This window comes from Methylobacterium oryzisoli, assembly GCF_046557895.1.
Classification (GTDB): domain Bacteria; phylum Pseudomonadota; class Alphaproteobacteria; order Rhizobiales; family Beijerinckiaceae; genus Methylobacterium; species Methylobacterium oryzisoli.
This window is the reverse complement of the sequence record NZ_JBKIBX010000029.1, coordinates 1-23,609: the sequence shown is the minus strand read 5'-3', so window position 1 is coordinate 23,609 and position 23,609 is coordinate 1. Positions and strand designations below refer to the sequence as shown.

Here is a 23,609-nt window from a genome sequence, read left to right as displayed (position 1 = left end):
TCGGGGACGTCTGGCGAAACGGGCTTGTGAGGCGTTAATTTGTCGGAAAGGCGGCCCGCCCCGGGGCTGACGCTGCGACAGGGAGGAGTGACGCGTGACGGTCGAGAAGATCGCGACGCCGAGCGTGGACGTGGAGACGATGTCCCGCAATGCCGGGCGCTTCGTCGAGGAGTTCGGGCGCGCCGCCGCCGCCTACGCCAAGCCCTTCGAGACGGGGAAGGCCGAGGCCGGCATGGCGGACGGGGTGGTGGAGGTGGTGCGCACCCTCGGCACCGTGGCCGAGCGCTGGTTCGCCGATCCCCGGAAGGCGAGCGAGGCCCAGACGCTGATCGGCGGCCAGTTCCTCGCCCTGTGGGGCGCCACACTGCAGCGCATGCAGGGCGAGACGGTGACCCCCGTCGTGCTCCCGGACCCGCGCGACAAGCGCTTCGCGGCGCCCGAATGGTCGACGAACCCGATGTTCGACTTCATCAAGCAGGGCTACCTGATCACCACGCGCTGGGCCGAGATCCTGGTGGACGAGGCCGAGGGCGTCGACGAGCACACCCGCGCCAAGGCGCGCTTCTACGTGCGCCAGCTCGCCAGCGCGCTCGCGCCCTCGAACTTCGTGCTGACGAACCCGGAGCTGATCCGCGAGACGATGCGCGAGAACGGCGCCAACCTCGTGCGCGGCATGGCGATGCTGGCCGAGGACGTGGAGGCGGGACGCGGCGAGCTGCGCCTGCGCCAGACCGATCCGGGCCGCTTCGAGATCGGCGTCAACATGGCCAACACGCCCGGCGAGGTCATCTTCCGCAACGACCTCATCGAGCTGATCCAGTACGCCCCCCAGACCGAGACGGTGCTCAAGCGCCCGCTCCTGATCGTGCCGCCCTGGATCAACAAGTTCTACATCCTCGATCTCAACAAGGATAAGAGCTTCATCAACTGGGCGGTGCAGCAGGGGCTGACCGTCTTCGTGATATCCTGGGTCAACCCGGACGAGCGGCACGCGCAGAAGGACTTCGAGAGCTACATGCGCGAGGGCATCTTCGCGGCCCTCGACTCGATCCAGGCGGCGACCGGGGAGCGCACGGTCACGGCGGCGGGCTACTGCGTCGGCGGCACGCTGCTCGGCGTGACCCTCGCCTACATGGCGGCGACCGGCGACGACCGGATCGAGAGCGCGACCTTCCTCACCACCCAGGTCGACTTCACCCATGCCGGCGACCTGAAGGTCTTCGTCGACGAGCAGCAGATCCAGGCGGTCGAGGCCAGCATGCAGGCCCGGGGCTACCTCGACGGCTCCAAGATGGCCAACGCCTTCAACATGCTGCGCCCGAACGACCTGATCTGGCCCTACGTCGTCAACAACTACCTCAAGGGCAAGGCGCCGCTGCCCTTCGACCTGCTCTACTGGAACTCCGACGCGACCCGGATGCCGGCCGCCAACCACTCGTTCTACCTGCGCAACTGCTACCTGGAGAACCGGCTCTCGCGCGGCGAGATGCGGCTCGGCGACGTGCGCCTCGACCTCTCGAAGGTGACGATCCCGGTCTTCAACCTCGCCACCCGCGAGGACCACATCGCCCCCGCCCTCTCGGTGTTCGAGGGCTGCCGCAGCTTCGGCGGGCCGGTGGATTACGTGCTCGCCGGCTCGGGCCACATCGCGGGCGTGGTCAACCCGCCGGGCAAGCCGAAGTACCAGTACTGGACCGGCGGCCCGGCGCACGGCGACCTCGCCGACTGGATCAGGGAGGCGACCGAGCATCCGGGGTCGTGGTGGCCCTACTGGTTCTCGTGGATCGAGCGGCAGGCGCCCGAGCGGGTGCCCGCCCGGGAGCCCGGCGGCGGCACCCTGCCCTCGCTGGCGCCCGCGCCCGGCACCTACGTGCGGGTCAAGGCCTGACGGCCGGACGGCCCCTTCCGGCCGATCCGGAAGGGGCCTGTCGCGTCTCAGTACTTGCGCACGATCGGGGCCGGGGTGATCGGGGCGGCGGGGGTGTCCCAGCGGTACTTCAGGCCCACCGAGATGATGTCCGCGCTCGAATCGGTGTTCGCCAGGTAGGCGAGCGGCGCGACGTAGGTCTGCTCGCCCGGCACGATCGCGACCCGGTTGCGCCCGGCCGCGAACAGGTGCGAGTAGGCGACGTCGAACTGGATCTTCTCGCTGTAGCGGTAGCTCGCGCCGACTGAGCCCCAGTAGCGGTCGCCGTCCGGCAGGCGGGTCGAGCGGTTGCCGTCGAAGATCGGCGACACCTCGTAGGCGAAGCCCGCCCGCAGCGTCCATTGCGGGGAGACGTCGTACTCGCCGCCGACCGAGTAGTAGAACCCGTCCCGGTAGTTGAGCGGCAGCGCCGTGACGGGGCGCCCGAGCGCCTTCGCGACGATCGCCGGGGAGCCGATCCTCGACCAGTTGTCCCACTCGAAGCCGAGATTGACGCGAAACACCGGCGAGAGCGCTTGCGTCAGGCCCACCGAGACCTTTTCGGGGGTGTTGAGGTTGGCGCGCACCTGCCCGATGCCGAAGGCCGAGCCGTCGATCTCGTGGTGGATCGAGGAGCGGTAGCCGACGCCGACCGTGGTCGTGGCGGTGGGCTGGATCAGCACGCCGGCCGTGAAGCCGACGCCCCAATCGTCGCCCTTCAGGAAGCCGCTCGGGGCCGCCGGCGTGATGCCGATGGCCTGGCGCAGCGTCAGCTTGAAGTATTCCAGCGTCGGGCCGGCCGCGACGGACAGCCAGTCCGTCACCTTGATGCCGATCACCGGGTTGAAGTTCAGCGAAAAGATCTTCGAGGAGCGGCTGTAGGTCTGGCCGGCCCAGACCTGGTTGGGCTTGGTGATCAGGCCGAACGGCGCCGCGCCGGCGAGGCCGATGAACACGCGTTCGGTGAGCTGGTAGCTGGTGTAGGTCGCCGGCAGCACGGCGGCCTGGCCGATGTCGCCCGACGGGCCGAGCAGCGTCAGCGGCGCGAACGTGCCGGGCTGCGTGCGGAACTCCGCCGAGGGCACCACCAGGGTGGCGTTGAAGTCCGAGTTCCAGCCGGGCTTCATGGTGACGACGGCCGGGTTCCAGAACATCGAGGACAGGCCGCCCGATCCGGCCGCGGCGCCCGCGAAGGCCAGTCCCTGCGCCTGTGCGCTCTGCTCGCGCAGACCGAACGCACCGGCCTGCGCCTCGCCCGCCGCGATGCTGCAGGCGACGCCTGCCAGCAGGGCTGCCCTGATCCTCGTCATCGTCACGCTTCCGTTCCCTCGAAACCCCTGCCGCCGCGCTTCGGCGCTGTCGGTTCGGCAGCTTGGCCATACTGTGCCGCATCGGGCCCCGGGCCTGCAAACCGCTCGCCCCGACCGGGCCGGCAGCCCGAATCTTCGAGAAACTTCCTCTCGATTTGATGAATGTTAAGTCCTGAACGATCCGGCCGGTGCTGGTCTGGGCTGAGTGTGGCGGCAACTTTCGAAAATCCGGTTTGCCCGCGCCGGCGCCTGCCTGAAATTTCCGCAGTCGTGATGAAATAGACACGATCGGGTGCGCGTGCCCCCGCCCCTGCGCGGGAGATCGCCCGTCCCGGCGCTTGCCGGGAGGGGGCGGGATGCCCAATGTCCCCCCGCGCCGCGCCATCCGGCCGGGGCGAGAGCGGGAGGCACGCGATGAAGCTGGTGCGCTGGGGCGAGAGCGGCGACGAGAAACCCGGCATCGTCGATGCGGGCGGCATGATCCGCGACCTGTCGGGGGTGATTCGCGACATCGCCGGCCCGGCCCTCGGGGGCGACACCCTGAACAACCTGCGCCGCATCGATCCGGCGAGCCTGCCCGCGGTGGCGGCCGGCACCCGGCTCGGGCCGTGCGTCGGCCACGTGCGCAACTTCATCGCCATCGGCCTGAACTTCGCCGATCACGCCGCCGAGACCGGCTCGCCGATCCCGGCCGAGCCGATCATCTTCAACAAGGCGCCCTCCTGCATCGTCGGGCCGAACGACGACGTCATCATCCCGAAGGGGTCGGCGAAGACCGACTGGGAGGTCGAGCTCGCCATCGTCATCGGCAAGCGCGCGTCCTACGTCCACGCCAACGAGGCGATGGCCTACGTGGCGGGCTTCTGCGTCTGCAACGACGTCTCGGAGCGGGAATTCCAGCTCGAACGCGGCGGCACTTGGACCAAGGGCAAGGGCTGCCCGACCTTCGGGCCGCTGGGTCCCTGGCTCGTCACCCCGGACGAGATCCCGGACGTGCAGAACCTCGCGATGTGGCTCGACGTGAACGGCGAGCGGGTCCAGAGCGGCTCGACGAAGACGATGATCTTCGATTGCCACCAGATCGTCTCCTACCTGTCGCACTTCATGATGCTGGAGCCGGGCGACGTCATCACCACCGGCACGCCGCCCGGCGTCGGCCTGGGCATGAAGCCCCCGCGCTACCTGAAGGCGGGCGACGTGGTGAGCCTCGGCATCGAGGGCCTGGGCGAGCAGCGCCAGACCATGGTCGCCTTCGACGACTGGACCGCCAAGGTCGCGGCGGGCGAGCCGACGAACTGACGCGGCGCGGGGGAGCCCTCCCCCGCGCCCGCTGCCGGGAGACATGGCGCATGCCTCCCGAAACCTGTCGCAGACGTCCGCGGACCGAAGGCCCGCGCGTCGACCAGCGCCTAGTCCTTGAGGTCGTCCGGCACCTTGCCGCCGTTCTCCTCCAGCTTCTTGATCACCTGCTTGTGCAGCCAGACGTTCATCGCGGCGGAATCGTTCGTGTCGCCGGTGTAGTGCAGCTCCGCGGCCAGCTCCTTGCGGGCGCTGAGGCTGCTGTCGAGGTTCAGGAGCTTCATCAGGTCGACGATCGAGGTGCGCCAGTTGAGGGGCTGGCCGGACTTGGAGGCGAGGTCGGTGAGCACCGCCTCGACGTCCACCTTGCCGTCGACCTTGGGCACCTCGGCGGTGCCGCCCGAGGCCCCACCGCCCGGGGCCGCGCCGCCGCCGGCGGGTGCGGTGGCGGTGCCGCCGGGCGCCGCCTGGGCCTCGCCGCCGCCGAAGGGATGCAGGATCTTGCTGACGATCGTGCCGAGCAGGCTCATCGCGGTCTCTCCTCTGCGTCAAGGCCCGGGCCGGCCGGTTCCCGGGCACCCGGTGCCACGATCAACGAACAGCCCCGCTCCCCGTTCCTGCGGCGGCGGGCTGCGATGACGCGGGCGGGGCTTTGGCCTACACAGCCCGCGCCCGGGACTGGCCCCGGGCGGATGAGCCGGAGCCGCAGGCGCGCATGACAGGGGATCCGCTTCGCAGGGCGCTCGACGACGTCTGGTACTGCGTCGGCGAGAGCCGCCGCTTCCGGCCGGGCCGGCTCGCGGCCGTGCGCCTCGGCGAGGAGGCGATCGTGGTCGGGCGCGAGGAGTCGGGCGCCCTGTTCGCGCTGCGCGACCGCTGCCCGCACCGGGGCATGGCGCTCTCCGCGGGGCGCCTCGTGGACGGCACTCTCGTCTGCCCCTTCCACGGCTGGCAGTTCCGCCCGGACGGGCAGTGCGCGGCGATCCCCGCCCTCGCCCGGCGGGACGACGCCAGCTTCACCACCGTGCGCCTGCCGCGCTTCGCGGTCGCCGAGCGGTCCGGCCTCGTCTGGATCGCGGCCGGTCCGGAGCCGGAGGCCGCGCCGCCGATCCCGGAGGTGGATTTTCCCTATTGCGGCATGCTGGTGGAGATCCTGGAGGTGGAGGCCTCCTTCGACCTCGTGGCGCTGAGCTTCGTCGACCCCGCGCACGTCGCCTACGTGCACGATTCGTGGTGGTGGCGCCCCTCCAAGACCCTGAAGGAGAAGGTGAAGCACTTCGCCCCCTCCCCGTTCGGCTTCACCATGACGAGCCACACGGCCAAGACCGCCTCCCTCGCCTACCGGCTGCTCGGCGCGGTGCCGGAGGTCGAGATCGAGTTCCGGCTGCCCGGCGTGCGGCTGGAGCGGATCACCGCCGGCGCCAAGCGCATCGCCAACTCGACCTTCGCGACGCCGCTCGGGGGCGGGCGCACGGCGCTCATCAACGCCATGTACTGGAACATCCCGGCCCTCAACGTCCTGAAGCCTTTGGCCCGCCCGTTCATGCGCCAGTTCCTGGGGCAGGACCGCGACGTGCTCCAGACCGCCCAGAAGGGGCTCGACCGCAAGCCCGCCATGGTGCTGATCGGCGAGAGCGACGTGCAGTCGCAATGGTACTTCGCCCTCAAGCGCGAGTTCCTGCGGGCGCGGGAGGCCGGGGCGGCCTTCGTCAATCCGCTCGAACCGCGCGAGCTGCGCTGGCGCAGCTGAGGCAGCACTCGCCCGACGCCCCGCGGGGGACGGAACCGGACGCAATCCCTGCGATCGCCGACGTGAAACGAGGGAGCGGGCCCCGCAGCGGTTCCTCGCCGGCCCGCCGGAGCGGACTCACAGCATCGGGGCGAGCAGGAAGGCGAGACCGATGCCGAGGCCGAAGCTCGCCGCGATCAGGAGTGTTTCGTGGCAGCGCATCAGCGCACCACGGCGGGCGCCATGGTCGCCCGCGCCAGCCGCGCCACGCCGAGGTTCGGCGCCGGCTCGGTGCCCAGCGTGTAGAGCGCGACGTCGCGCGCCTCGGGCGCGTAGGGGACGGAGGGCAGCCGGTCGGTGAAGCGCTTCGGCCCGGCCGTGGGCTCCGGCCCGGCCTGCCCGGTGCCCACGAGCATGTAGGAGGCCAGGGCGGCGCTCGCGACGATGAGTGTGGCGGTCCGGATCATGGTTGCGCTCCCCTCGCGGCCGTTCGGCCGTCATCTCCCCCTCCTCTACGGTCCGGCCGTTGCGGGCCGATTGCGTCGCTCCGCCCGCTCGATTGCGTCGCGCGGGCGACGACGAAACATGCGGCGATGGGAACGAACCGCTCAGCGTGGCCGTTCAGAATGGACAGGGGGCGGGACACTCACCCGCATCGATCGAGGACGACCATGACGCACCCGTTCCGAGCCGCCTTCCTCGCCGCCGCGCTGGCGCCCGTCCTCACCCTGGCGGCGTCCCCGGCCGCGCAGGCCGGCCCGCTGCGCGCGCCCTACGACGTCGATGCCACCGCCTCCGTGGGCGGCCGTGCCCCGTGGTCGCGGCCGTGGGAGTACGATTCCGGCAGTGACAACGACCGCCGGCCCGAACTGCCCTACTACCAGCAGGGCCGCGGCCAGCAGACCGGCGGGCCGGCCCGCAACCTCCTGCCCGACGACGGCCTCACCCTCGTCCCCCGCTAGAGCATTGTCCGACGAAGCGGATCCCGGTTCGTCGCAGACCATGCGGCAAGTTAAAGGCTTAGAGCAGCGCGCGGCGGTGCGAGGCGCGCTCGCCCGCCTCCAGCGCGCATTTGCCCGCGTGGGCGACCCGGTTGACGACCTGAAGGTTGGGCAGGCCCCAGTAGCCGAGCAGCACCGGCCAGGGCGCCTCCCGGTGCTCGCGCCACACCCGGTAGAGCGGGACGCGGTGGTCCACCTCCGCGCTGCGCAGGAGCCGCTTGCCGGTCTCGGCGCAGCGGTGCCGCTGACGGGCCTTCAGCACCCGTGCGTGGTCGCTCGCCGCGTTCCACAACTTCCAGGCCGCGACGCAGGCCGCGTGCCAGCCGGCGTTGCGGTTCGGGATGCCGGCGCCCCACAGGTCGACGTGCCAGCCGAAGCGGTAGACGGGCTGGCCGCAGACGCAGCAATGGCCCTTGCCGCGGGCGAAGGCGCGCTCGCGGAAGGGCGCGGGCGGGGCACGGAAGCCCATGCCCAGTCCCTCCTCCACCGCCCCGAGGCGCCACGTCCAGCCCTCGGGCGTGCCGCTGCGCGCCGCGAGGCCGCGGGCCAGCCGGTCGGCGCGCAGGACATGCGCCCGCCAGTAGCTCTCGACGGCGAGACGGGGGGTCGGCGGCAGCAGCGGCTGCGCCAGCGCGTGCCGCAGCACCAGGGGCGGGAAGATCGCGGGCAGCGCCCGGTCGAGCCGCAGGCGCGCCGCCGCGTTGCGGGATGCGCGCCAAGCCGAGGCCTTCGACGCCCGGGCCACCGGCTCCGGGCGAATCTCCGCGTCCATTCAACCCCTCCGCATCGCGCGTCCCGCGAGGCCGTAAGCCATCTCACGGGCGCGATGAAGAGGAGGTGTGCGAAGCGCGGGGCGTAACGGCCCCGCGCGATCCGGCCTCAGTAGCGGTAGTCGCGCCGGCCGTAGCCGCGATCCTCATCGCGAAAACGCTGCTCGCGGTAGTAGCGGCGGCGCTCGACGTCGCGGTCGCGGCGCATCTCGTCACGCCGGAAGTCGCGCTCGCGCTCACCGCGCGAACGCAGATCGACGCTCGGGCCGCCGCGGCCGAAATCGATGACCTGAGCAGATGCCGGCACCGCCATCGCCACGGTGGCGATCAGAATCGTACCCGTCAGAAGCTTCTTCATGATCTTGTCCCTCCGGAAATTCAGGAGGCAACGACGAATGCGGGAGGATGTTCCCCCAGACGGGTCGCGCGCCGCCCGCAGGGGCCGGGCGAAGGCTCATTTCTCTTCGGCAGGCGCCGCGATGATCTGCCGGCGCGCGACGATGACCTCGGAGGTCGTCGACCGGCGGCGCGGACCTGCCCATCCTGGCCGCGCCTGGGCCGATCCAGGCGTCGCACCCGGAGGCCGACAGTGGAGACCGATATGGCGGATGCCGCAACGATCGCCGCACGCTACCTCGCGAGCTGGAACGAGACCGATCCGGAGCGCCGCCGCGCGCTGCTGGCCGCGCTCTGGACCGAGACCGGCACCTACGCCGACCCGCTGATGCGCGGCACCGGCCCGGAGGAGATCGGCCGCCTCGTCGCGGCGGTGCAGGAGCGGTTCCCCGGGCACCGCTTCGTGCTCGCGGGCCGGCCCGACGGACACGGCGAGCCGCCGCGGGGCTTCGTGCGCTTCTCCTGGGCACTCGGCCCGGAGGGCGGCGAGAGCCTCGTCGAGGGGACGGATGTCGCGCTCCTCGACGGCGGGCGCCTGGCCCAGGTGGTCGGCTTCCTCGACAAGGTGCCGGCCGGCGCCTGATCCGGCCGACGGCCCGGGCCGCCGCGGCACCGGGCCGTTGACGCGGGCCGATCGTTGGCCGTCAGATCGGCGACCCAACCGGGAGCGTCGCCCTGCTCCCCGCCCCCACCCTCGAATCGGTGGCGCATGACCGCACGGAGCGCACAGACCCTCGGCGACGACCTCCGGACGTGGCGGCGGCGGCGGCGGATGAGCCAGCTCGACCTCGCGCTCGAAGCCGGCATCTCGCAGCGCCATCTCAGCTGCGTGGAGAGCGGACGGGCGAGCGCGAGCCGCGCCATGGTGCTGCGCCTCGCCGAGTGCCTCGACGTGCCCCTGCGCGAGCGCAACGGCCTGCTGCTGGCGGCGGGCTACGCGCCGGTCTTCCCGCAGCGCCCCCTGGACGATCCGGCCCTCGGCCCGGCCCGGCGGGCGGTCGATCTGGTGCTGCGGGGCCACGAGCCCTACCCGGCGCTGGCCGTCGACCGTCACTGGCGGATGGTGGCGGCCAACGCCGCGGTGTCCCCGCTGCTCGCCGGGGTCGCGGAGACCGCTCTCCTCGCCCCGCCCGTGAACGTGCTGCGCCTGAGCCTGCATCCGGGCGGCCTCGCGCCCCGCATCGCCAACCTCGCGGAGTGGCGCGCGCATCTGCTCGACCGGCTGCACCGCCAGATCGCCGCCACGGGCGATCCGGTGCTCTCGGAGCTGATGCGCGAAGTCGCCGCCTATCCGGGGCCGGCGCGCCCGGCGGGCGGGTCGGAGGGGGGCCTCGTGGTGCCCCTCGACCTCGTGACCGAGGCCGGGCGGCTGTCCTTCGTCTCGACCACCACCGTGTTCGGAACGCCCATGGACGTCACGCTCGCCGAACTCGCCCTCGAATCGTTCTTCCCGGCCGACGCCCGCACGGCCGAGGTGCTGCACCGCCTCGCCGGCACGGCGCCGTGATCCGGCTTTCATGACCTCGCAGGTCATCGCCTCCGGCGGCATCGGGCGGCAGGATCGCCCGGACAGCCATGGGAGAGCGGACATGACGAGCTACGCGGTCGCGCATCTGCGCGAGGTCACGATGGGACCGGACATCGCCGCCTACCTGCAGCGGATCGACGCGACGCTCGAACCGTTCGGCGGCCGCTTCCTCATCCACGGCGGCGAGGCGGAGGTGCTCGAAGGGGCGTGGCCCGGGCACCTCGTCGTCATCGCCTTCCCGGACCGCGCGCGGGCCCGGGCGTGGTACGATTCGCCGGCCTACCGGGCGATCCTCCCCTTCCGCACCCGCAACGCGGACGGCGCCGCCTTCCTGATCGACGGAGTTCCGGAGGGCTACCGCGCCGCCGACAAGGTGCCGGCCTGACGCGTGCCGGCCTGAGAGCAGGACAGGGGCGCGCGGCCACACGATCCACGACAGCATGGCGGTCCGCGACCGCGTGATGGTGGGGCAGTCGCACGGGCGTCGCCGGCGTCAGGGGGCCTCCTGCGAGACGCCTCTCGCGGGGACGCGACGGTGCGCGCGGCGTGGCCCGGGCGGCGGACGCCCCCGCGCTCCTGGCGAATGCCCGACATGGGTACCGCACCGTACAGGCCGTTCTCGCGGTAATCCCGCGCTCGATGATGGATGTATTCGTAAATTACTGATGATGAACCTGACGATTTATATATTGGATATGATCAATCCAAGCGATATCGATCCACGGGGAGCCTCCCGTCTACGACATTAATTTCATCAATCGCATATCTGCTTCGCAGCGCCAGAGGACAGCGTCGCTAGCCGCTTCCTGAGAGTCTCACGGCGCAGACCGGAACTCTCGAAATTCGGCGCGCAGGCGGCAGTGTCGTGGTTCGCTGGCCGGGATGAGTCTCACCCGGACGAACCTTCATCATGTGCGCCAGAACACATGGCGGCGCGGCCGACACTCTGTCGATCCATGCTCTCATTCGACTGAATGACGCGCGCCCGCGGCGGGTCTGCTTCAGATCAGGTCGCCCGCACTCGCCCGCGGCGCGGAGGCCCGCGGATGCCCGACGCCGACGTCCTGACCTCGCTGCTGCTGCCGCTCGTGGCGTCCTACGCCCTCGTCCTCGCGGTGCCGGGGCCGAACCTCCTCGTGGTGCTGCACGCCGGGCTCGGGCCGAGCACCCGCGGCGCGCTGCCGGCAGCCTTCGGGATCGCCTGCGGGGCGGCCCTCGTCTCCGTGCTCGCGGCCTCCTGCGCGGCGCTGCTCCCGTCCGGGCGGATGGTCGAATGTCTGGGCAGCGCGCTCTTCGCCGCGCTCATGGCGCGGGCGGGCCTGCGGATGCTCTCCGGCGGGGCGCGGGCGGCGGTCGATCCGGCCCGCCTCGCCCCCGGCCGGCCGGGAGCGACCTTTTTCCTGGGCCTCGGCGCCGCGGCCTCGAACCCGGTCACGTTCTCGTTCTTCGCCGGCTTCTTCCTCGCCCATGCGCGGACGCCGGAGGCGCTCGGCCTCGCCGGCCTCGTCGTGTTCGCGATGGCGGCGGCGTGGTTCTCGGCGGTCGGCCTCCTGGTCTCGCGGCCGGCCTGCCGCCGCCTCGCCGCGGCGGGCGGCGGCTGGGTCCGCTACGGGATCGCCGCCGCCCTGCTCCTCTGCGCGGGCCTCGCGCTCTGGCGCGCGGCCGCTCAGTCGGCGATCGCCTGATACACCAGGCCGCGCACCATCCGCCGGTAGTAGGGACGGCTCGGGCCGGGCGCCTGGGTCATCAGGATGCCGACGAGCTGCTCCTTCGGATCGACCCAGAAGTAGGTGCCGGCATAGCCGGCCCAGGTGTACTCGCCCGCCGAGCCGTGCACGCCCGCGAGCCCCTGCTCCCGGCGCACCGCGAAGCCGAGGCCGAAGGTGTAGCCCTGGACCCCGAGCAGCTGCTCGCCCGGCTGCACCGTCTGGCGGATCGCGGGCGGCAGGTGGTCGGAGGTCATCAGCGCGACGGTGGTGCGGCTCAGGAGCCGCGTGCCGTCGATCTCGCCGCCGTTGAGCAGCATCTGGCAGAAGCGCAGGTAGTCGGCGGCGGTGGTGACGGCGCCCGCCCCGCCCGAATCGTTCTTAGGCGGAGCCGCGACGTCGATGACCCGGTTCGGGTTGCCGGTCGCCGGATCGGTGGGGAAGGCCTGCGCGAGGCGGCCCATCTTCTCGGCCGGCACCGAGAAGGCGGTGTCGCTCATGCCGAGGGGGCGAAACAGCCGCGCGTCGAGGAAGGCCGAGAGGCGCTGGCCCGAGACCCGCTCGATCACCCGCCCGAGCACGTCGGTGGCGAGGCTGTACTCCCAGGTGGTGCCGGGCTGGTAGGCGAGCGGCGCGCCCGCGATGCGCTTGGAAAACGTCTCGGGATCGAGCTCGATCGCGGCGTAATCGGCGCTCGGGGTGTAGAGGCCGGCCTGCGCGTAGGCCCCCTTCACCAGGGCGTTGCCGGTGATCTCCCCGTAGGCGAGGCCCGCGGTGTGGCGCAGCAGGTCCTGGATCGTCGGCGCCCGGTCGGCCGCCACGGTGGCGAAGCTCGCCTGCCCCATCCCGTCGGCCCGCGGCACGCTGACCTGCAGCGTCTTGAACTCCGGCAGGTGCTTGGCCACCGGGTCGGTGAGCTGGAGCTTGCCCTCCTCGACCAGCATCATCGCGCCGACCGAGGTGATGGCCTTGGTCATCGAATAGGCGCGGAAGATCGCGTCGGTGGTCATGGGCTTGCCCGCGGCCTTGTCCTGCGCGCCGAAGGCCTGCGCGTAGACGAGCCGGCCGCGGCGGGCGACCATCACCACGGCGCCGGGAATCCGGCCCTCGCGGATCTCGGCCTCGAAGGCGGGCGCGATGCGGGCGAGGCGCTCGGAGGAGAATCCGGCCTCCTCGGGTTTGGCGCGCTGCATCACCTCGGCGGCGGCCGGGACCGCCAGGGTCCACAGCAGGGCGACCGCGCCGATGGCGGCGCGCCGGGTCTGTCCTGTCATCGTCTCCTCCCTCGCCGTCTCGTCGCGGCGGCGAAACTTTAGGGGGTGCGGGAGGGGAGTAAAGGTCGTTCCGCTCATCCGTGCAGGGCAGGACGATCGAAGTGCTGGATTTCGGTGCGAAGCCGCGCATAGTGGTCGCAACGACGGGATCGGGGAGGAGACGATGCGGCTACTGGCCGTTCTGTTCGCACTCGCGTGCGGGTTTCAGGCGCACGCCGCCGACGCGCCGAGTTTTCGGGTCGATCCCTACTGGCCCAAACCCCTGCCGAACGACTGGATCATGGGCCAGGCCGCGGGCGTCTCGGTCGACGCGCAGGACCGGGTCTGGGTGGTGCAGCGCCCCCGCTCCCTCACGGACGACGAGAAAGCCGCCAGCCTCACCCCGCCCCGCACCAAGTGCTGCCGCCCGGCGCCGCCCGTCCTCGTCTTCGACCAGGAGGGCAATCTCGTGAAGGTTTGGGGCGGTCCCGGGACCGGCTACGACTGGCCGGCCAACGAGCACGGCATCCACGTCGACCACAAGGGTTTCGTCTGGCTCGCCGGCAACGGCGACACCGACGGCCAGATCCTGAAGTTCGATCAGGACGGCAAGTTCATCCTGCAGATCGGCAAGTCCGGCCCCCAGACGAACAGCGCCGACACCAGCCGGCTCGGCAAGCCCGCCCACATGCAGGTCGATCCGGCGACGAACGAGCTCTACGTGGCGGACGGCTACTTCAACCACCGGGTGATCGTGTTCGACGCCGAGACCGGCGCCTACAAGCGCCACTGGGGCGCCTACGGCAAGCCGCCCACCGACGAGGCGCTCGGGCCCTTCGATCCCGCCGCCCCGCCCGCGCAGCAGTTCCGCAACCCGGTGCATTGCGTGCAGGTGGCGCGCGACGGGCTGGTCTACGTCTGCGACCGCACCAATAACCGGGTGCAGGTCTTCCGCACCGACGGCACCTTCGTGAAGGAATACTTCGTCGAGAAGGAGACCCGGGCGAACGGCTCGGTCTGGGAACTCGCCCTCTGGCCCGACGACGCCCAGAGCTTCCTCCTCAACGCGGACGGCGCCAACAACGAGGTGCGCACCCTGGACCGGGACTCCGGCAAGGTCCTCGGCCGCTTCGGCCGCAACGGCCGGCAGGCGGGCGATTTCCACTGGGTGCACAACCTCGCCATCGACCGGAAGGGGAACGTGTTCACCACCGAGGTCGACACCGGCAAGCGGGCGCAGAAGTTCCTGCTGCAGGGCGAGATGGTGCTGCGCAAGCGCAGCACCACGCCGTGAGGCTCACCCGGCGGTCCCCGCCCCCTCGGCGGCGCGCGCGGCGAAGTCGTCGAGGTTGCGCCGCAGCTGATCGAGGCTGAAGGCGATCCAAAAAATCTGCCCGACTCCGTCGATCGAGAGATCGCGCGTGAGGTGGCGGCGGCGGCGCTCGTCGATGGCGGCCCGGTAGGCGCTGATCGCGGCGGGCAGCGCCTCGTCCTCCGGCGGGGGGCTGCCGCGCGCGTCGAGCGCGGCGGCGATCGCGCGCAGGCGCAGGGCGGCGGCCTGCGCGGCCGCGCGCCAGGGCTCGGCGAGATCCGGCCCGAGGTCGACCTCGCGGGTCGCGCGGCGCAGCACCACGGCGTCGTGGCGCAGCCGCAGCAGCGTGCGCGCGAGCGGACCCGGATCGGCCTCCGCGGCGAGGCGGCTGCGGCGCTCGCGGGCCGCCTCGGCCACCAGCACCTCCAGCCGGTCGAGGCTGCGCCGGGTCGCGAGCGGCAGCTCCGCGGCGTCGATCGCCGCGTCGTCGAGCCGGCCGAGCGCGTCGAACTGCTCGGCCAGCAGGCGGGCGGTGCGGGCCGCCTGCCCGCGCGCCGCCCGGGTGGCGCGGGCGGGCGCGACGAGGAGCGAGGCGGCGAGCCCGATGGCGCAGCCGAGCCCGACCTCCAGGATGCGGTCGAGCGCGAAGACGATCGGGCCGAGCGTCGCGCCGGTGGTGCTCAGGAGCACGATCACCGCGGTGATCGGCGCCACCCGGAATCCCGCCGAATGGGCGGCCGCCACCGCCAGCGGCGCCACCGCGACCACCAGGGCGACGGCGCTCGACACGCTGCCCTGGTGCGGCAGCGCCAGCGCCACCGCGCCCCCGTAGACCGCGCCCAGCACCGAGCCGAGGAAGCGGTCGAAGGCGGCCTTGAGCGAGCCGCCGAGACTGCCCTGCGTGACGATCAGCGCCGACACCACCGCCCAGAAGGCCTGCGGCAGGCCCAAGGCCTCGGCGAGCGCGTAGGTGGCGAGGCTCGCCACCGTCATGCGGGCGGCCTGGGTCAGGATCGCGCGGCGGGCCGTCAGCCGACCCCGCAGCCAACTCCGCAGCCATACGCGCAGGCGCTGTGCGAGGGGAAAGCGGGTCGTCATCGGGTCCGTGCCGCGGGCCTCCCCCACGGGCGACGAACCGGCGCGCGAGTCAACTGCCGGGCGCCCGCAGCCCTGGCGGAGCGTCCGAAACTTGCCGATAGAGGAGCCGGCGCCGCGGGCCGGCGAACCCGCGCGCCGGGAACGGGAGGACGATCATGGGAACGAGACCGGTCCGGATCGGCGCGCTGGCGCTCGGCTGCCTCGCGGCGGCGCAGACGGGGGCGAGCGCGCGCCCGCTCGCGGCCATCCGGGAGTCCGGGACGCTGCGGGTCGGGCTCACGGGTGATTACGCCCCCTACGCGATCCGCCGCGGCGAGGGCGAGATGACGGGGGCCGACGTCACCATGGCGCGCGACCTCGCCCGCAGCCTCGGCGTCACGCTCGAGATCGTGCCGACCACTTGGAGGAGCCTGCGCGACGACCTGCTGGCCGACCGCTTCGACATCGCGATGGGCGGCGTGAGCGTCACGCCCGACCGGGCCGCGGTGGCGGATTTCTCCGTGCCGGTGACGCAGGACGGCAAACGGCCCATCGTGCGCTGCGCCGACGCGCAGCGCTTCGTGTCGCTCGACGCGATCAACCGGCCGGAGGTGCGCGTGGTGGTCAATCCGGGCGGCACCAACGAGCGTTTCGCCACCACGCATTTCCGGGGCGCGGCGCTGCGGGTGCACCCCGACAACCGCACGATCTTCGACGAGGTGGCGGAGGGCCGCGCCGACCTGATGGTCACGGACGGGGCCGAGGTGGATTACCAGTCCCGCCGCCACAAGGGCGTGCTCTGCCCCGCCGCCGTGCCGGGCCCCTTCGACCGGGCCGACAAGGCCTACTGGATGACCCGCGATCCCGCGCTGACGACCGCGGTGAACGCGTGGCTGCAGCCGGTCCTGACCGCGGGTGCCTACGCCAAGGCCCTGGAGGCGGCCGCGGAGTAGCCGGGGCCTGCCGGCGCGGTGCGGGTGGGCGGCCGGCCCCTCACCCGCCCCCCAGCAGGGTGCTCCGGGTCAGCAGCGTGTAGGTCGCCTCCACGCTCATGATCGCGACGAAGACCAGGAGGGCCGCGGGCGGCACCAGGATGGCGTAGATCAGCGCCAGCCGCTCCCAGGCCATGTGCATGAAGACCGCGACGATCAATCCCGCCTTCACCACCATGAACAGCAGGATCAGGAACCAGCGCAGGAGGCCCTGCAGGTGGAAGTAGTCCACGAGGTAGGAGCAGGCGCTGAGCACGAACAGCCAGAACCAGACCAGGAGGTAGAGCCGGATCGAGTGTCCGGTCGTGTGGGACGCGCTCGCCGCCATGTCGGGCTCCTACCAGAGATAGAACAGGGCGAAGATGAAGACCCAGACCAGATCGACGAAGTGCCAGTAGAGGCCGGCGATCTCGACGTTCTCGTAGCGGCCGGGCTGGCTGGTGAAGAAGCCCCGGCGCCCGGTGTCGTAGTCGCCCCGCCAGACCTTGCGGGCCACGACGAGGAGGATGATCACCCCGATGGTGACGTGGGTGCCGTGGAAGCCGGTGATCATGAAGAAGGACGCGCCGAACTGCTCGGCGCCCCAGGGGTTCTCCCAGGGCCGCACGCCCTCGTGGATCAGCTTGGTCCACTCGAAGGCCTGCATGCCCACGAAGGTGGCGCCCAGGAGCGCGGTGAGGAGCATCAGGAGCGCGGTCGTCCGGCGCCGGCGCTGGTAGCCGCAGGCCACCGCCATCGCCATCGTGCCGCTGCTGGAGATCAGCACGAAGGTCATGATGGCGATGAGAAGCAGCGGGAAGGTCGTGCCGCCGATCTCGAGCGCGAAGACCTCGCTCGGGTTCGGCCACGGCACGGTCGTGGACATCCGCACCGTCATGTAGCCGATCAGGAAGCAGCCGAACACGAAGGTGTCGCTGAGCAGGAAGATCCACATCATCGCCTTGCGCCACGAGGCGCCCGGGAAGGTCTGGCGGTCCGCCGCCCAATCCGAGGAGAGGCGCCGCCACTGGGTCGGCCGCGCCTCGGGCTGGATGGCGGAGCGAAGGGCGGTGTCGGTCATGACTCTCCTCGCATGGGACTCCTCGCGGCGGTCAGGCGGGGCGGCAGAGGGCGTCGAGGAGGCCCGACCACGGCGTCCGGAACAGGAGGCCGAACAGGACGAGCCAGATCGCCAGCAGCGCGTCCCAGTAGAGGGCGCAGAGCGCGATGCCGGCGGACGGCGCCGCCCCGGCGAAGGCGCGGGCCGTGACCGCGCCGAGACCGGCGAGGCCCCCGCCGATGTGCAGGGCGTGGAGGCCGGTGATCAGGACGAAGAAGGCGCCTGCCGCGTCCGGGCTCGCGAGGCCCGCAGCCAGGAGGTCGCGCCACGCGAGGCCCTGCCCGGCGAGGAAGCCGAGGGTCGCGGCCGCGGCGATCAGGAGGGCGGCCCGCATGGCGCCTCGCTCGCCGTGGCGCGCGGCCGCGCCCGCGAGGTGCAGCGAAAAGCTCGCCAGCACGAGGAGGCCGGTGGTGAGCCAGACGAGGCGCGGGTCGGGCAGGACGCGCGCGGCGCCGGCCGGCACCCGCATGGCGTAGGCGGCGGTGAGGAGCGCGAACAGGAGCCCCACCGCCGCGAGGAAGACCGTGAGGCCGAGCCGGGCCGGGGGCATGGCCGGCGGGAGGGAGACGGCCGGTCCGGCCTCCAGCCAGGGTTTCGCCGCGAGGCGCTGGCGCAGGAGCCAGCGGCCCGCGAGCAGCCCCAACCCGGCGAGGTAGAGCAGGACGAGGCTCATGCGGGCGCCCCCGCCCGCGTCAGCCCGGGCTGGTTCTGGGGCACGAAATCCTGGTCCGCGCCCGGCACGCTGTAATCGTAGGGCCAGCGGTAGACGACCGGCAGGCTCGCGCCCCAGTTGCCGTGCGCGGGCGGAGTCTCGGGCGACTGCCATTCGAGGGTGGTGGCCCGCCACGGGTTCGGTCCGGCCGGCGCGCCGTGCCGGATGCTGTGCACGAGGTTGACCAGGAAGGCGATCTGCGCCGCCCCCACCACGAAGGCCACGACGCTGATGAAGGCGTTCAGGGACGAGACCGAGGCCGGTACGAAGCTCAGGCCCTCGATCTCGAAGTAGCGCCGCGGCACTCCGAGCAGGCCGAGATAGTGCATCGGGAAGAAGATCAGGTAGGCGCCCAGGAAGGTGATCCAGAAATGTACCTTGCCGAGGTGCTCGTCGAGCATCCGCCCGGTGACCTTGGGATACCAGTGGTAGATGCCGCCGAAGATCACCATGATCGGGGCGACCCCCATCACCATGTGGAAGTGGGCGACGACGAACATCGTGTCGGAGAGCGGCACGTCCACCACGACGTTGCCGAGGAAGAGGCCGGTGAGCCCGCCGTTCAGGAAGGTGACGATGAAGCCGATGGCGAATAGCATCGGCACCGTGAGGTGGATGTCGCCGCGCCAGAGCGTCAGCACCCAGTTGTAGACCTTGATGGCGGTCGGGATGGCGATGATCAGCGTCGTCGTGGCGAAGAAGAAGCCGAAATACGGGTTCATGCCGCTGACGTACATGTGGTGCGCCCAGACCACGAAGCTGAGCGCGCCGATCGCCACGATGGCCCAGACCATCATGCGGTAGCCGAAGATGTTCTTGCGCGCGTGGGTGCTGATGAGGTCGGAGACGATGCCGAAGGCGGGCAGCGCGACGATGTAGACTTCCGGATGGCCGAAGAACCAGAAGAGGTGCTGGAACAGGATCGGGCTGCCGCCGCCGTGGCGCAGGCGCTGGCCCGCCTCGATGATCGCCGGCATGAAGAAGCTGGTGCCGATGAGCCGGTCGAGCAGCATCATCAGAGCGCCGACGAGCAGGGCCGGGAAGGCGAGCAGCGCCAGGACCGTCGCGGTGAAGATGCCCCAGATGGTGAGCGGCATGCGCATCAAGGTCATGCCGGGCGCGCGGGCCTGCAGCACCGTGACGACGTAGTTCACGCCGCCCATGGTGAAGCCGATGATGAACAGGATCAGCGAGACGAGCATCAGGACGATGCCCCATTCCCGCCCCGGCGTGCCCGCGAGGATCGCCTGCGGCGGATAGAGGGTCCAGCCCGCCCCGGTGGGGCCGCCCGGCACGAAGAAGCTCGCCACCAGGACCAGCACAGCGAGCAGGTAGATCCAGTAGCTCAGCATGTTGACGTAGGGAAATACCATGTCCCGCGCGCCGAGCATCAGCGGGATCAGGTAGTTGCCGAAGCCGCCCAGGAACAGGGCGGTCAGCAGGTAGACCACCATGATCATGCCGTGCATGGTGATGTACTGGTAGTACTCGCTCGGGCCGATGAACGAGACGAGACCCGGGAAGCCGAGCTGGAGCCGGATCAGCCAGGACAGCACCAGGGCGACGAGGCCGATCGCCAGCGCGGTCGAGGAATACTGGATGGCGATGATCTTGGCGTCCTGGCTGAAGACGTAGCGGGTGATCCAGCTGCGCGGATGGTAGAGTTCGCCCTCTTCGTGCTCCGCCCCCGGCAGGCGGTCCGCGGTCCCGAGATGTGCGTCAGCCATCGCACGCGCCCTCCCTCAAGGCTCTGCCGAGACGTGCCGGCGCGGCCCCGCGGCGCCGGCGAACTGCGCGAAGGTCTTCTGGCGGTCGAGCCACGACCGGTAGGCGGGCTCGGGATCCACGACCACGCGCCCGCGCATGGCGTAGTGGTTGACGCCGCAGACCTCGTTGCAGAGGGCCTCGAAGGTCCCGGTGCGGGTCGGCGTGAACCAGACATACGTGACCATGCCGGGGATCATGTCCATCTTGGCCCGGAACTCCGGCACGTAGAAATTGTGCACCACGTCGAGGGAGCGCATCAGCACCTTCACGGGGCGGCCCAGCGGCAGGTGCAGGTCGTCGCCGTCGATGACGACGTCGTCGCGGGCGGCGGCGTCCTGCGGGTCGAGCCCGAGCGGGTTGTCGTCGGCGACGTGGCGGATGTCGGTGGCGCCGAGCCGGCCGTCCGCGCCGGGCAGGCGGAAGCTCCAGCGCCATTGCTGGGCGACGATCTCGACCTCGCGGGCCTCGGCCGGCACGCTGACGAACTGGCCCCAGACCGCGAGCCCCGGCGCCAGCATGGCGGCGACGCCGAGCGCCGTCACGGCGGTGAGCCAGCCCTCCAGCCGGCGGCTCTCGGGCTCGTAGGCGGCCTGCTGCCCCGGACGGTGGCGGAAGCGGAAGACGCAGTAGGCGACGAACAGCACGATCGCCGTGAAGACGATCCCGGTGATCCAGAAGGTGATGATGAGCGTGGTGTCGATGTAGCCCCAGTTGGAGGCGATCGGGGTCCACCACCAGGGGCTCAGGACGTGGAACGCCACCGAGCCGAGGGCGATCAGGACGAGGATCAGCGCCATGCCGCCACCTCCTTCGCGCCCCGGTGCCCGGGCGGGCGCCCCCCGTCGGGCTGGGTCAGGGCGCCACGGCGCGCCGGTAGAGGTGCCACGTCGCGTGGCCGAGGATCGGCAGGACCAGGGCGAGGCCGACGAAGACCGGCAGCATGCCGGCGACGAGGAGGCCCGCCACGATCAGCCCCCAGGTGATCATGGTGCGCGGGTTCTCGCGCAGCAGCGCCGCCGAGGTTTCGACCGCCGTGCCGGCATCCGCCCCCCGGTCGATGATCAGCGGGAAGGACACCGCGCTGACCGCGAGCGCCACGAGCGAGAAGGCGGCGCCCACGAGGTTGCCGATGACGATCAGCGCCCAGCCGCGCGGGGTCGTCAGCACGTCGCCGAGGAAGCCGAGCACCGTGGCGGGGGTCTCGCTGCCGTAGAGCGCCCAGTACAGCCCCATCGCGGCGATGAGCCACGCGAGGAAGATCAGCATGAGCAGGAGGCCGACCGCCGCGATCGACCCGGCCGCCTGCAGCCGGAGCGGCGCCCAGGCATGCGCCCAGGACGCGTCGAGCCCCTGCTCGCGCCGCCGGCTGAGCTCGTAGAGGCCGATCGCCGCGAAGGGGCCGATCAGCGCGAAGCCGGAGGCCAGCGGGAAGAGCAGCGGGATCAGGTCGTACTCGAAGGTCACCGTCGCGATCACGATGCCGGCGATCGGGTAGATGGCGATCAGGAACAGCACGTGCGTCGGCATGGCCAGGAAGTCGTCGAGGCCGCGGCGCAGCGCCTCGGTGAGATCCCGCAGGCCGATGGGGCGCAGGGCCGGGGGCGCCATCGCGCGATGCGGGGAAACGGCACGTACGGTCGCCATCGCGAAGCCCTCCTCCAGGGAGACAGGGTCGCGACGGGCACGCGCACAGAGGTCCGCAGCAAAGCCCGTCGTTGAGCTGTCGAGCGCGGCTGATCTGAACTATAGCCGATCGCGCACGGCCTGTCTTCGGCAATCTGGCGAGGGCGCGAAAACGCTCAAGGTCGGACGAGATGCTTGCCGACGACGCCCGAATGCCTGACGCTGCGGAATGAATGCTGGCCGGGATGGGGCGCGGCCGGACGGGCCGGGCCCGACCGTGACCGGCTTGGCCGAGCCCGGGGGCGGCCGAGGCTGGGGAGCGGCGCTCGATCGCAGCGCCCGCTCAGGTCCGGAGCATCTCGGTGACCGTCATCGCCGTCGCCCGACGGGATCCTCCGAACCGGACCAGATGAGCGCCGGATCTGCTCCAGGCGTTGCTTGCAAAGTCAATCATTTAATGGGTTTAATCCCGAAGAGCGTCTGTTCTCCTCGTCATTCGCCGGTAGGTTGTGCGCCACGCGGACAATCGGCAGCGAGGCGGTGATGGCGACCATCTCTGGGACGAACCGGGCGGACACGCTGACGGGGACTGACGAAGACGATTTCATTCAGGGCCTTGGTAGAAACGACGTCCTCACCGCGCTCGCCGGCAACGACACGCTGTATGGGGATGCGGGCAACGACTATCTCGACGGCGGGGACGGGGCGGATCATCTCTGGGGCGGGCGCGGGAACGACACGCTCGTCGGTGGACTCGACGACCTGCTCTACGGTGACGGGGGCGACGACCACTTCATCCTCACCTCGCCGACGCGATTCGGCTTGCAGGCGTTCGGCGGCTCAGGCGACGACAGCTTCGTCGGCTCGGCGTCGTTCGCCATCGATCTCGTGCTGTACGGGGATGCGGGGCACGACACCTTCACGTTCGATTTCCTCCAGTCGAGCGATCTCGACGGCGGGGACGGGCGCGACACGTTCGCCATCGGCACGATGTCCAGCGGCACGCTGGACGGCGGGAATGGCGCCGACACCATTCGGATCCGCAACGCCCTCGGCACGATCCACGGCGACGGCGGCGACGACACCATCGCGATCGGTTTCGCGGAGAGCACCACCTTCGTTTACGGCGACGCCGGGAACGACACGATCTCGGTGGGGGTCGGCCGGGCGTTCATCGAAGGCGGGGCCGGCGACGACCATCTGACCGGAGGGCTGGACCTCAGAGTGTCGAGCCGCCTCGACGGCGGGACAGGCAACGACACCATCGTCAGCCAGGGCAACAACGTCCTCCTCGGCGGCAACGGCCGCGACACGCTCGAGAGCGGGGCCTATGCCAACGTGATGACCGGCGGCGCCGGCGCCGATCGGTTCGTCTACGGGGACCGGGTGCAACTGGACTCGATCCGCGCCGACACGATCACCGACTTCGAGATTTTTCGCGACACGCTCGATCTGTCGGACCTGCTCGCGAGGGCGGGCGCGACCGGCGACCCGATCGCGGGCGGCTGGCTCTCCTTCAGCGTCGCGAACGGCTCGACCGAGGTTCTGTTCGATCCCGACGGCGGGGCGGATGGCTTCCAGACGCTGGTCGTCCTTCAGGGCGTTGACCTGTCACAGCAGCAGGCGGATCTGCTCCTGTCCTGATGCGGAGATCGGTCTCGGCGCTCTCGTCGAGCCGGGTGCCCGGTCACGATGGCCGCCGCGCCGGGACCGGCGTCCGATCGGGCGGCGCCCGCCATCCGCGGCAACGGGTGGCTGCGCCGCCGTCGACCGATCCTCCAGGCCGGGAAGCCTCGGCCGGAATGGTCAGGCTGCTCGTCCAGGCTGCTGGCGGTCCGCACCTGACACTTGGTGCCCGCCGAGGGGGGCGCTTGCGACCCCTTTCGGATGGTCAAAGCCGTGATGGCTGTTCCCGCAGGGAACCGCGGAACTTGCGGCGCCCAGGATGCACTGTGCGTGGCTGAGGCAGCCGGATGCGAGCCGAACGCCTCGAGGCCCGATGACCGGCTCCGGATTTGCGCCCGCGTGTGAGCAAAATCCGGATTGCCGAAGACAGTCGCTAGAGCGTTTTCGGTTTAATCTGGATCGTATCCGGCAGCGATGAAGAAGTTGGCACACTCGTCGGGCGT

The 23,609-nt window shown here is 71.2% G+C and carries 24 protein-coding genes; 11 read left to right on the top strand and 13 right to left on the bottom strand.

The genetic code is table 11. The annotated features are described in order from the left end of the window. The first annotated feature begins 139 nt into the window (after positions 1–139). Positions 140–1,888, top strand: coding sequence for a class I poly(R)-hydroxyalkanoic acid synthase (gene phaC, locus ACKUB9_RS23045; protein ID WP_407527364.1), 1,749 nt, complete (start codon positions 140–142; stop codon positions 1,886–1,888). A gap of 47 nt (positions 1,889–1,935) precedes the next feature. Here the strand turns inward: phaC and ACKUB9_RS23040 are convergent, their stop codons facing one another. After that, complete coding sequence (locus ACKUB9_RS23040) at positions 1,936–3,216, bottom strand: OmpP1/FadL family transporter (protein ID WP_407527282.1); 1,281 nt, start codon at positions 3,214–3,216, stop codon at positions 1,936–1,938. A 414-nt stretch (positions 3,217–3,630) separates the two neighbouring features. Between ACKUB9_RS23040 and ACKUB9_RS23035 the strand changes: the two genes are divergently transcribed. Continuing rightward, positions 3,631–4,515, top strand: a complete 885-nt coding sequence (locus ACKUB9_RS23035) for a fumarylacetoacetate hydrolase family protein (protein ID WP_407527285.1) — start codon at positions 3,631–3,633, stop codon at positions 4,513–4,515. A gap of 110 nt (positions 4,516–4,625) precedes the next feature. Here ACKUB9_RS23035 and ACKUB9_RS23030 read toward each other — a convergent pair whose 3' ends face one another. Continuing rightward, positions 4,626–5,045: a DUF3597 domain-containing protein gene (locus tag ACKUB9_RS23030; RefSeq protein ID WP_407527288.1), complete on the bottom strand. Its 420-nt coding sequence runs from the start codon at positions 5,043–5,045 to the stop codon at positions 4,626–4,628. A 185-nt stretch (positions 5,046–5,230) separates the two neighbouring features. Between ACKUB9_RS23030 and ACKUB9_RS23025 the strand changes: the two genes are divergently transcribed. Next, a complete protein-coding gene (locus tag ACKUB9_RS23025) occupies positions 5,231–6,265 on the top strand; it encodes a Rieske 2Fe-2S domain-containing protein (protein ID WP_407527291.1) in 1,035 nt (344 codons plus the stop codon). A 200-nt stretch (positions 6,266–6,465) separates the two neighbouring features. On the opposite strand, the gene ACKUB9_RS23020 is transcribed toward ACKUB9_RS23025, so the two are convergent. After that, on the bottom strand, positions 6,466–6,711 hold the full coding sequence (locus ACKUB9_RS23020) for a hypothetical protein (RefSeq protein ID WP_407527294.1): 246 nt from the start codon (positions 6,709–6,711) through the stop codon (positions 6,466–6,468). A gap of 204 nt (positions 6,712–6,915) precedes the next feature. On the opposite strand from ACKUB9_RS23020, the gene ACKUB9_RS23015 reads away from it, so the two are divergent. Then, positions 6,916–7,206: a hypothetical protein gene (locus tag ACKUB9_RS23015; protein WP_407527297.1), complete on the top strand. Its 291-nt coding sequence runs from the start codon at positions 6,916–6,918 to the stop codon at positions 7,204–7,206. A 58-nt stretch (positions 7,207–7,264) separates the two neighbouring features. Here ACKUB9_RS23015 and ACKUB9_RS23010 read toward each other — a convergent pair whose 3' ends face one another. Next, entirely contained in the window at positions 7,265–8,017 is a 753-nt protein-coding gene (locus ACKUB9_RS23010; protein ID WP_407527300.1) for a hypothetical protein, read from the bottom strand. A 107-nt stretch (positions 8,018–8,124) separates the two neighbouring features. After that, positions 8,125–8,373 (bottom strand): hypothetical protein, encoded by a 249-nt coding sequence (locus tag ACKUB9_RS23005; protein ID WP_407527302.1) that lies wholly within the window; start codon positions 8,371–8,373, stop codon positions 8,125–8,127. Between the two features lie 243 nt (positions 8,374–8,616). On the opposite strand from ACKUB9_RS23005, the gene ACKUB9_RS23000 reads away from it, so the two are divergent. From ACKUB9_RS23000 to ACKUB9_RS22985, 4 genes are all read left to right on the top strand, one after another. Then, positions 8,617–8,994 carry a nuclear transport factor 2 family protein gene (locus ACKUB9_RS23000; protein WP_407527305.1) on the top strand — a complete coding sequence of 126 codons (378 nt, stop codon included), beginning with the start codon at positions 8,617–8,619 and terminating at the stop codon, positions 8,992–8,994. 126 nt (positions 8,995–9,120) lie between these two features. Beyond that, entirely contained in the window at positions 9,121–9,918 is a 798-nt protein-coding gene (locus tag ACKUB9_RS22995) for a helix-turn-helix domain-containing protein (RefSeq protein ID WP_407527308.1), read from the top strand. A gap of 82 nt (positions 9,919–10,000) precedes the next feature. Beyond that, positions 10,001–10,324, top strand: coding sequence for a DUF1330 domain-containing protein (locus ACKUB9_RS22990; protein WP_407527311.1), 324 nt, complete (start codon positions 10,001–10,003; stop codon positions 10,322–10,324). Positions 10,325–10,985: 661 nt separating this feature from the next. Further along, on the top strand, positions 10,986–11,624 hold the full coding sequence (locus ACKUB9_RS22985) for a LysE family transporter (RefSeq protein ID WP_407527314.1): 639 nt from the start codon (positions 10,986–10,988) through the stop codon (positions 11,622–11,624). Here the strand turns inward: ACKUB9_RS22985 and ACKUB9_RS22980 are convergent. Next, positions 11,606–12,919 carry a serine hydrolase domain-containing protein gene (locus ACKUB9_RS22980; protein ID WP_407527317.1) on the bottom strand — a complete coding sequence of 438 codons (1,314 nt, stop codon included), beginning with the start codon at positions 12,917–12,919 and terminating at the stop codon, positions 11,606–11,608. The genes ACKUB9_RS22985 and ACKUB9_RS22980 overlap by 19 nt on opposite strands. Before the next feature lie 163 nt (positions 12,920–13,082). Between ACKUB9_RS22980 and ACKUB9_RS22975 the strand changes: the two genes are divergently transcribed. After that, positions 13,083–14,192 carry an NHL repeat-containing protein gene (locus ACKUB9_RS22975; RefSeq protein WP_407527319.1) on the top strand — a complete coding sequence of 370 codons (1,110 nt, stop codon included), beginning with the start codon at positions 13,083–13,085 and terminating at the stop codon, positions 14,190–14,192. Between the two features lie 3 nt (positions 14,193–14,195). On the opposite strand, the gene ACKUB9_RS22970 is transcribed toward ACKUB9_RS22975, so the two are convergent. Next, positions 14,196–15,308, bottom strand: coding sequence for an FUSC family protein (locus ACKUB9_RS22970; protein WP_407527322.1), 1,113 nt, complete (start codon positions 15,306–15,308; stop codon positions 14,196–14,198). 155 nt (positions 15,309–15,463) lie between these two features. Here ACKUB9_RS22970 and ACKUB9_RS22965 point away from each other — a divergent pair, with 155 nt between their 5' ends. Beyond that, positions 15,464–16,240, top strand: coding sequence for a transporter substrate-binding domain-containing protein (locus tag ACKUB9_RS22965; RefSeq protein WP_407527325.1), 777 nt, complete (start codon positions 15,464–15,466; stop codon positions 16,238–16,240). A 40-nt stretch (positions 16,241–16,280) separates the two neighbouring features. Here ACKUB9_RS22965 and ACKUB9_RS22960 read toward each other — a convergent pair whose 3' ends face one another. Genes ACKUB9_RS22960 through ACKUB9_RS22935 form a run of 6 tightly spaced genes read right to left on the bottom strand, consistent with a single transcriptional unit; the run spans position 16,281 to position 21,501 of the window. Further along, positions 16,281–16,607 carry a cytochrome C oxidase subunit IV family protein gene (locus tag ACKUB9_RS22960; RefSeq protein ID WP_407527328.1) on the bottom strand — a complete coding sequence of 109 codons (327 nt, stop codon included), beginning with the start codon at positions 16,605–16,607 and terminating at the stop codon, positions 16,281–16,283. A gap of 9 nt (positions 16,608–16,616) precedes the next feature. Continuing rightward, positions 16,617–17,339, bottom strand: coding sequence for a heme-copper oxidase subunit III family protein (locus ACKUB9_RS22955; protein WP_407527331.1), 723 nt, complete (start codon positions 17,337–17,339; stop codon positions 16,617–16,619). Between the two features lie 31 nt (positions 17,340–17,370). Next, positions 17,371–18,051, bottom strand: coding sequence for a cytochrome c oxidase subunit 3 (locus tag ACKUB9_RS22950; protein ID WP_407527334.1), 681 nt, complete (start codon positions 18,049–18,051; stop codon positions 17,371–17,373). After that, on the bottom strand, positions 18,048–19,817 hold the full coding sequence (gene ctaD / locus ACKUB9_RS22945) for a cytochrome c oxidase subunit I (RefSeq protein ID WP_407527337.1): 1,770 nt from the start codon (positions 19,815–19,817) through the stop codon (positions 18,048–18,050). The genes ACKUB9_RS22950 and ctaD overlap by 4 nt, the downstream gene beginning before the upstream one ends. 15 nt (positions 19,818–19,832) lie before the next feature. Beyond that, entirely contained in the window at positions 19,833–20,654 is an 822-nt protein-coding gene (locus ACKUB9_RS22940; RefSeq protein ID WP_407527340.1) for a cytochrome c oxidase subunit II, read from the bottom strand. Positions 20,655–20,709: 55 nt separating this feature from the next. After that, on the bottom strand, positions 20,710–21,501 hold the full coding sequence (locus ACKUB9_RS22935) for a DUF2189 domain-containing protein (RefSeq protein ID WP_407527342.1): 792 nt from the start codon (positions 21,499–21,501) through the stop codon (positions 20,710–20,712). A 522-nt stretch (positions 21,502–22,023) separates the two neighbouring features. Between ACKUB9_RS22935 and ACKUB9_RS22930 the strand changes: the two genes are divergently transcribed. Next, positions 22,024–23,124 (top strand): M10 family metallopeptidase C-terminal domain-containing protein, encoded by a 1,101-nt coding sequence (locus ACKUB9_RS22930; protein WP_407527344.1) that lies wholly within the window; start codon positions 22,024–22,026, stop codon positions 23,122–23,124. Positions 23,125–23,609: the final 485 nt, after the last annotated feature.

Excerpts from the sequence above, each read along its gene's own strand:
- phaC (WP_407527364.1), top strand. The coding sequence starts at position 140 with ATGTCCCGCAATGCCGGGCGCTTCGTCGAGGAGTTCGGGCGCGCCGCC.
- ACKUB9_RS23040 (WP_407527282.1), bottom strand. The coding sequence starts at position 3,216 with ATGACGAGGATCAGGGCAGCCCTGCTGGCAGGCGTCGCCTGCAGCATC.
- ACKUB9_RS23035 (WP_407527285.1), top strand. The coding sequence starts at position 3,631 with ATGAAGCTGGTGCGCTGGGGCGAGAGCGGCGACGAGAAACCCGGCATC.
- ACKUB9_RS23030 (WP_407527288.1), bottom strand. The coding sequence starts at position 5,045 with ATGAGCCTGCTCGGCACGATCGTCAGCAAGATCCTGCATCCCTTCGGC.
- ACKUB9_RS23025 (WP_407527291.1), top strand. The coding sequence starts at position 5,231 with ATGACAGGGGATCCGCTTCGCAGGGCGCTCGACGACGTCTGGTACTGC.
- ACKUB9_RS23020 (WP_407527294.1), bottom strand. The coding sequence starts at position 6,711 with ATGATCCGGACCGCCACACTCATCGTCGCGAGCGCCGCCCTGGCCTCC.
- ACKUB9_RS23015 (WP_407527297.1), top strand. The coding sequence starts at position 6,916 with ATGACGCACCCGTTCCGAGCCGCCTTCCTCGCCGCCGCGCTGGCGCCC.
- ACKUB9_RS23010 (WP_407527300.1), bottom strand. The coding sequence starts at position 8,017 with ATGGACGCGGAGATTCGCCCGGAGCCGGTGGCCCGGGCGTCGAAGGCC.
- ACKUB9_RS23005 (WP_407527302.1), bottom strand. The coding sequence starts at position 8,373 with ATGAAGAAGCTTCTGACGGGTACGATTCTGATCGCCACCGTGGCGATG.
- ACKUB9_RS23000 (WP_407527305.1), top strand. The coding sequence starts at position 8,617 with ATGGCGGATGCCGCAACGATCGCCGCACGCTACCTCGCGAGCTGGAAC.
- ACKUB9_RS22995 (WP_407527308.1), top strand. The coding sequence starts at position 9,121 with ATGACCGCACGGAGCGCACAGACCCTCGGCGACGACCTCCGGACGTGG.
- ACKUB9_RS22990 (WP_407527311.1), top strand. The coding sequence starts at position 10,001 with ATGACGAGCTACGCGGTCGCGCATCTGCGCGAGGTCACGATGGGACCG.
- ACKUB9_RS22985 (WP_407527314.1), top strand. The coding sequence starts at position 10,986 with ATGCCCGACGCCGACGTCCTGACCTCGCTGCTGCTGCCGCTCGTGGCG.
- ACKUB9_RS22980 (WP_407527317.1), bottom strand. The coding sequence starts at position 12,919 with ATGACAGGACAGACCCGGCGCGCCGCCATCGGCGCGGTCGCCCTGCTG.
- ACKUB9_RS22975 (WP_407527319.1), top strand. The coding sequence starts at position 13,083 with ATGCGGCTACTGGCCGTTCTGTTCGCACTCGCGTGCGGGTTTCAGGCG.
- ACKUB9_RS22970 (WP_407527322.1), bottom strand. The coding sequence starts at position 15,308 with ATGACGACCCGCTTTCCCCTCGCACAGCGCCTGCGCGTATGGCTGCGG.
- ACKUB9_RS22965 (WP_407527325.1), top strand. The coding sequence starts at position 15,464 with ATGGGAACGAGACCGGTCCGGATCGGCGCGCTGGCGCTCGGCTGCCTC.
- ACKUB9_RS22960 (WP_407527328.1), bottom strand. The coding sequence starts at position 16,607 with ATGGCGGCGAGCGCGTCCCACACGACCGGACACTCGATCCGGCTCTAC.
- ACKUB9_RS22955 (WP_407527331.1), bottom strand. The coding sequence starts at position 17,339 with ATGACCGACACCGCCCTTCGCTCCGCCATCCAGCCCGAGGCGCGGCCG.
- ACKUB9_RS22950 (WP_407527334.1), bottom strand. The coding sequence starts at position 18,051 with ATGAGCCTCGTCCTGCTCTACCTCGCCGGGTTGGGGCTGCTCGCGGGC.
- ctaD (WP_407527337.1), bottom strand. The coding sequence starts at position 19,817 with ATGGCTGACGCACATCTCGGGACCGCGGACCGCCTGCCGGGGGCGGAG.
- ACKUB9_RS22940 (WP_407527340.1), bottom strand. The coding sequence starts at position 20,654 with ATGGCGCTGATCCTCGTCCTGATCGCCCTCGGCTCGGTGGCGTTCCAC.
- ACKUB9_RS22935 (WP_407527342.1), bottom strand. The coding sequence starts at position 21,501 with ATGGCGACCGTACGTGCCGTTTCCCCGCATCGCGCGATGGCGCCCCCG.
- ACKUB9_RS22930 (WP_407527344.1), top strand. The coding sequence starts at position 22,024 with ATGGCGACCATCTCTGGGACGAACCGGGCGGACACGCTGACGGGGACT.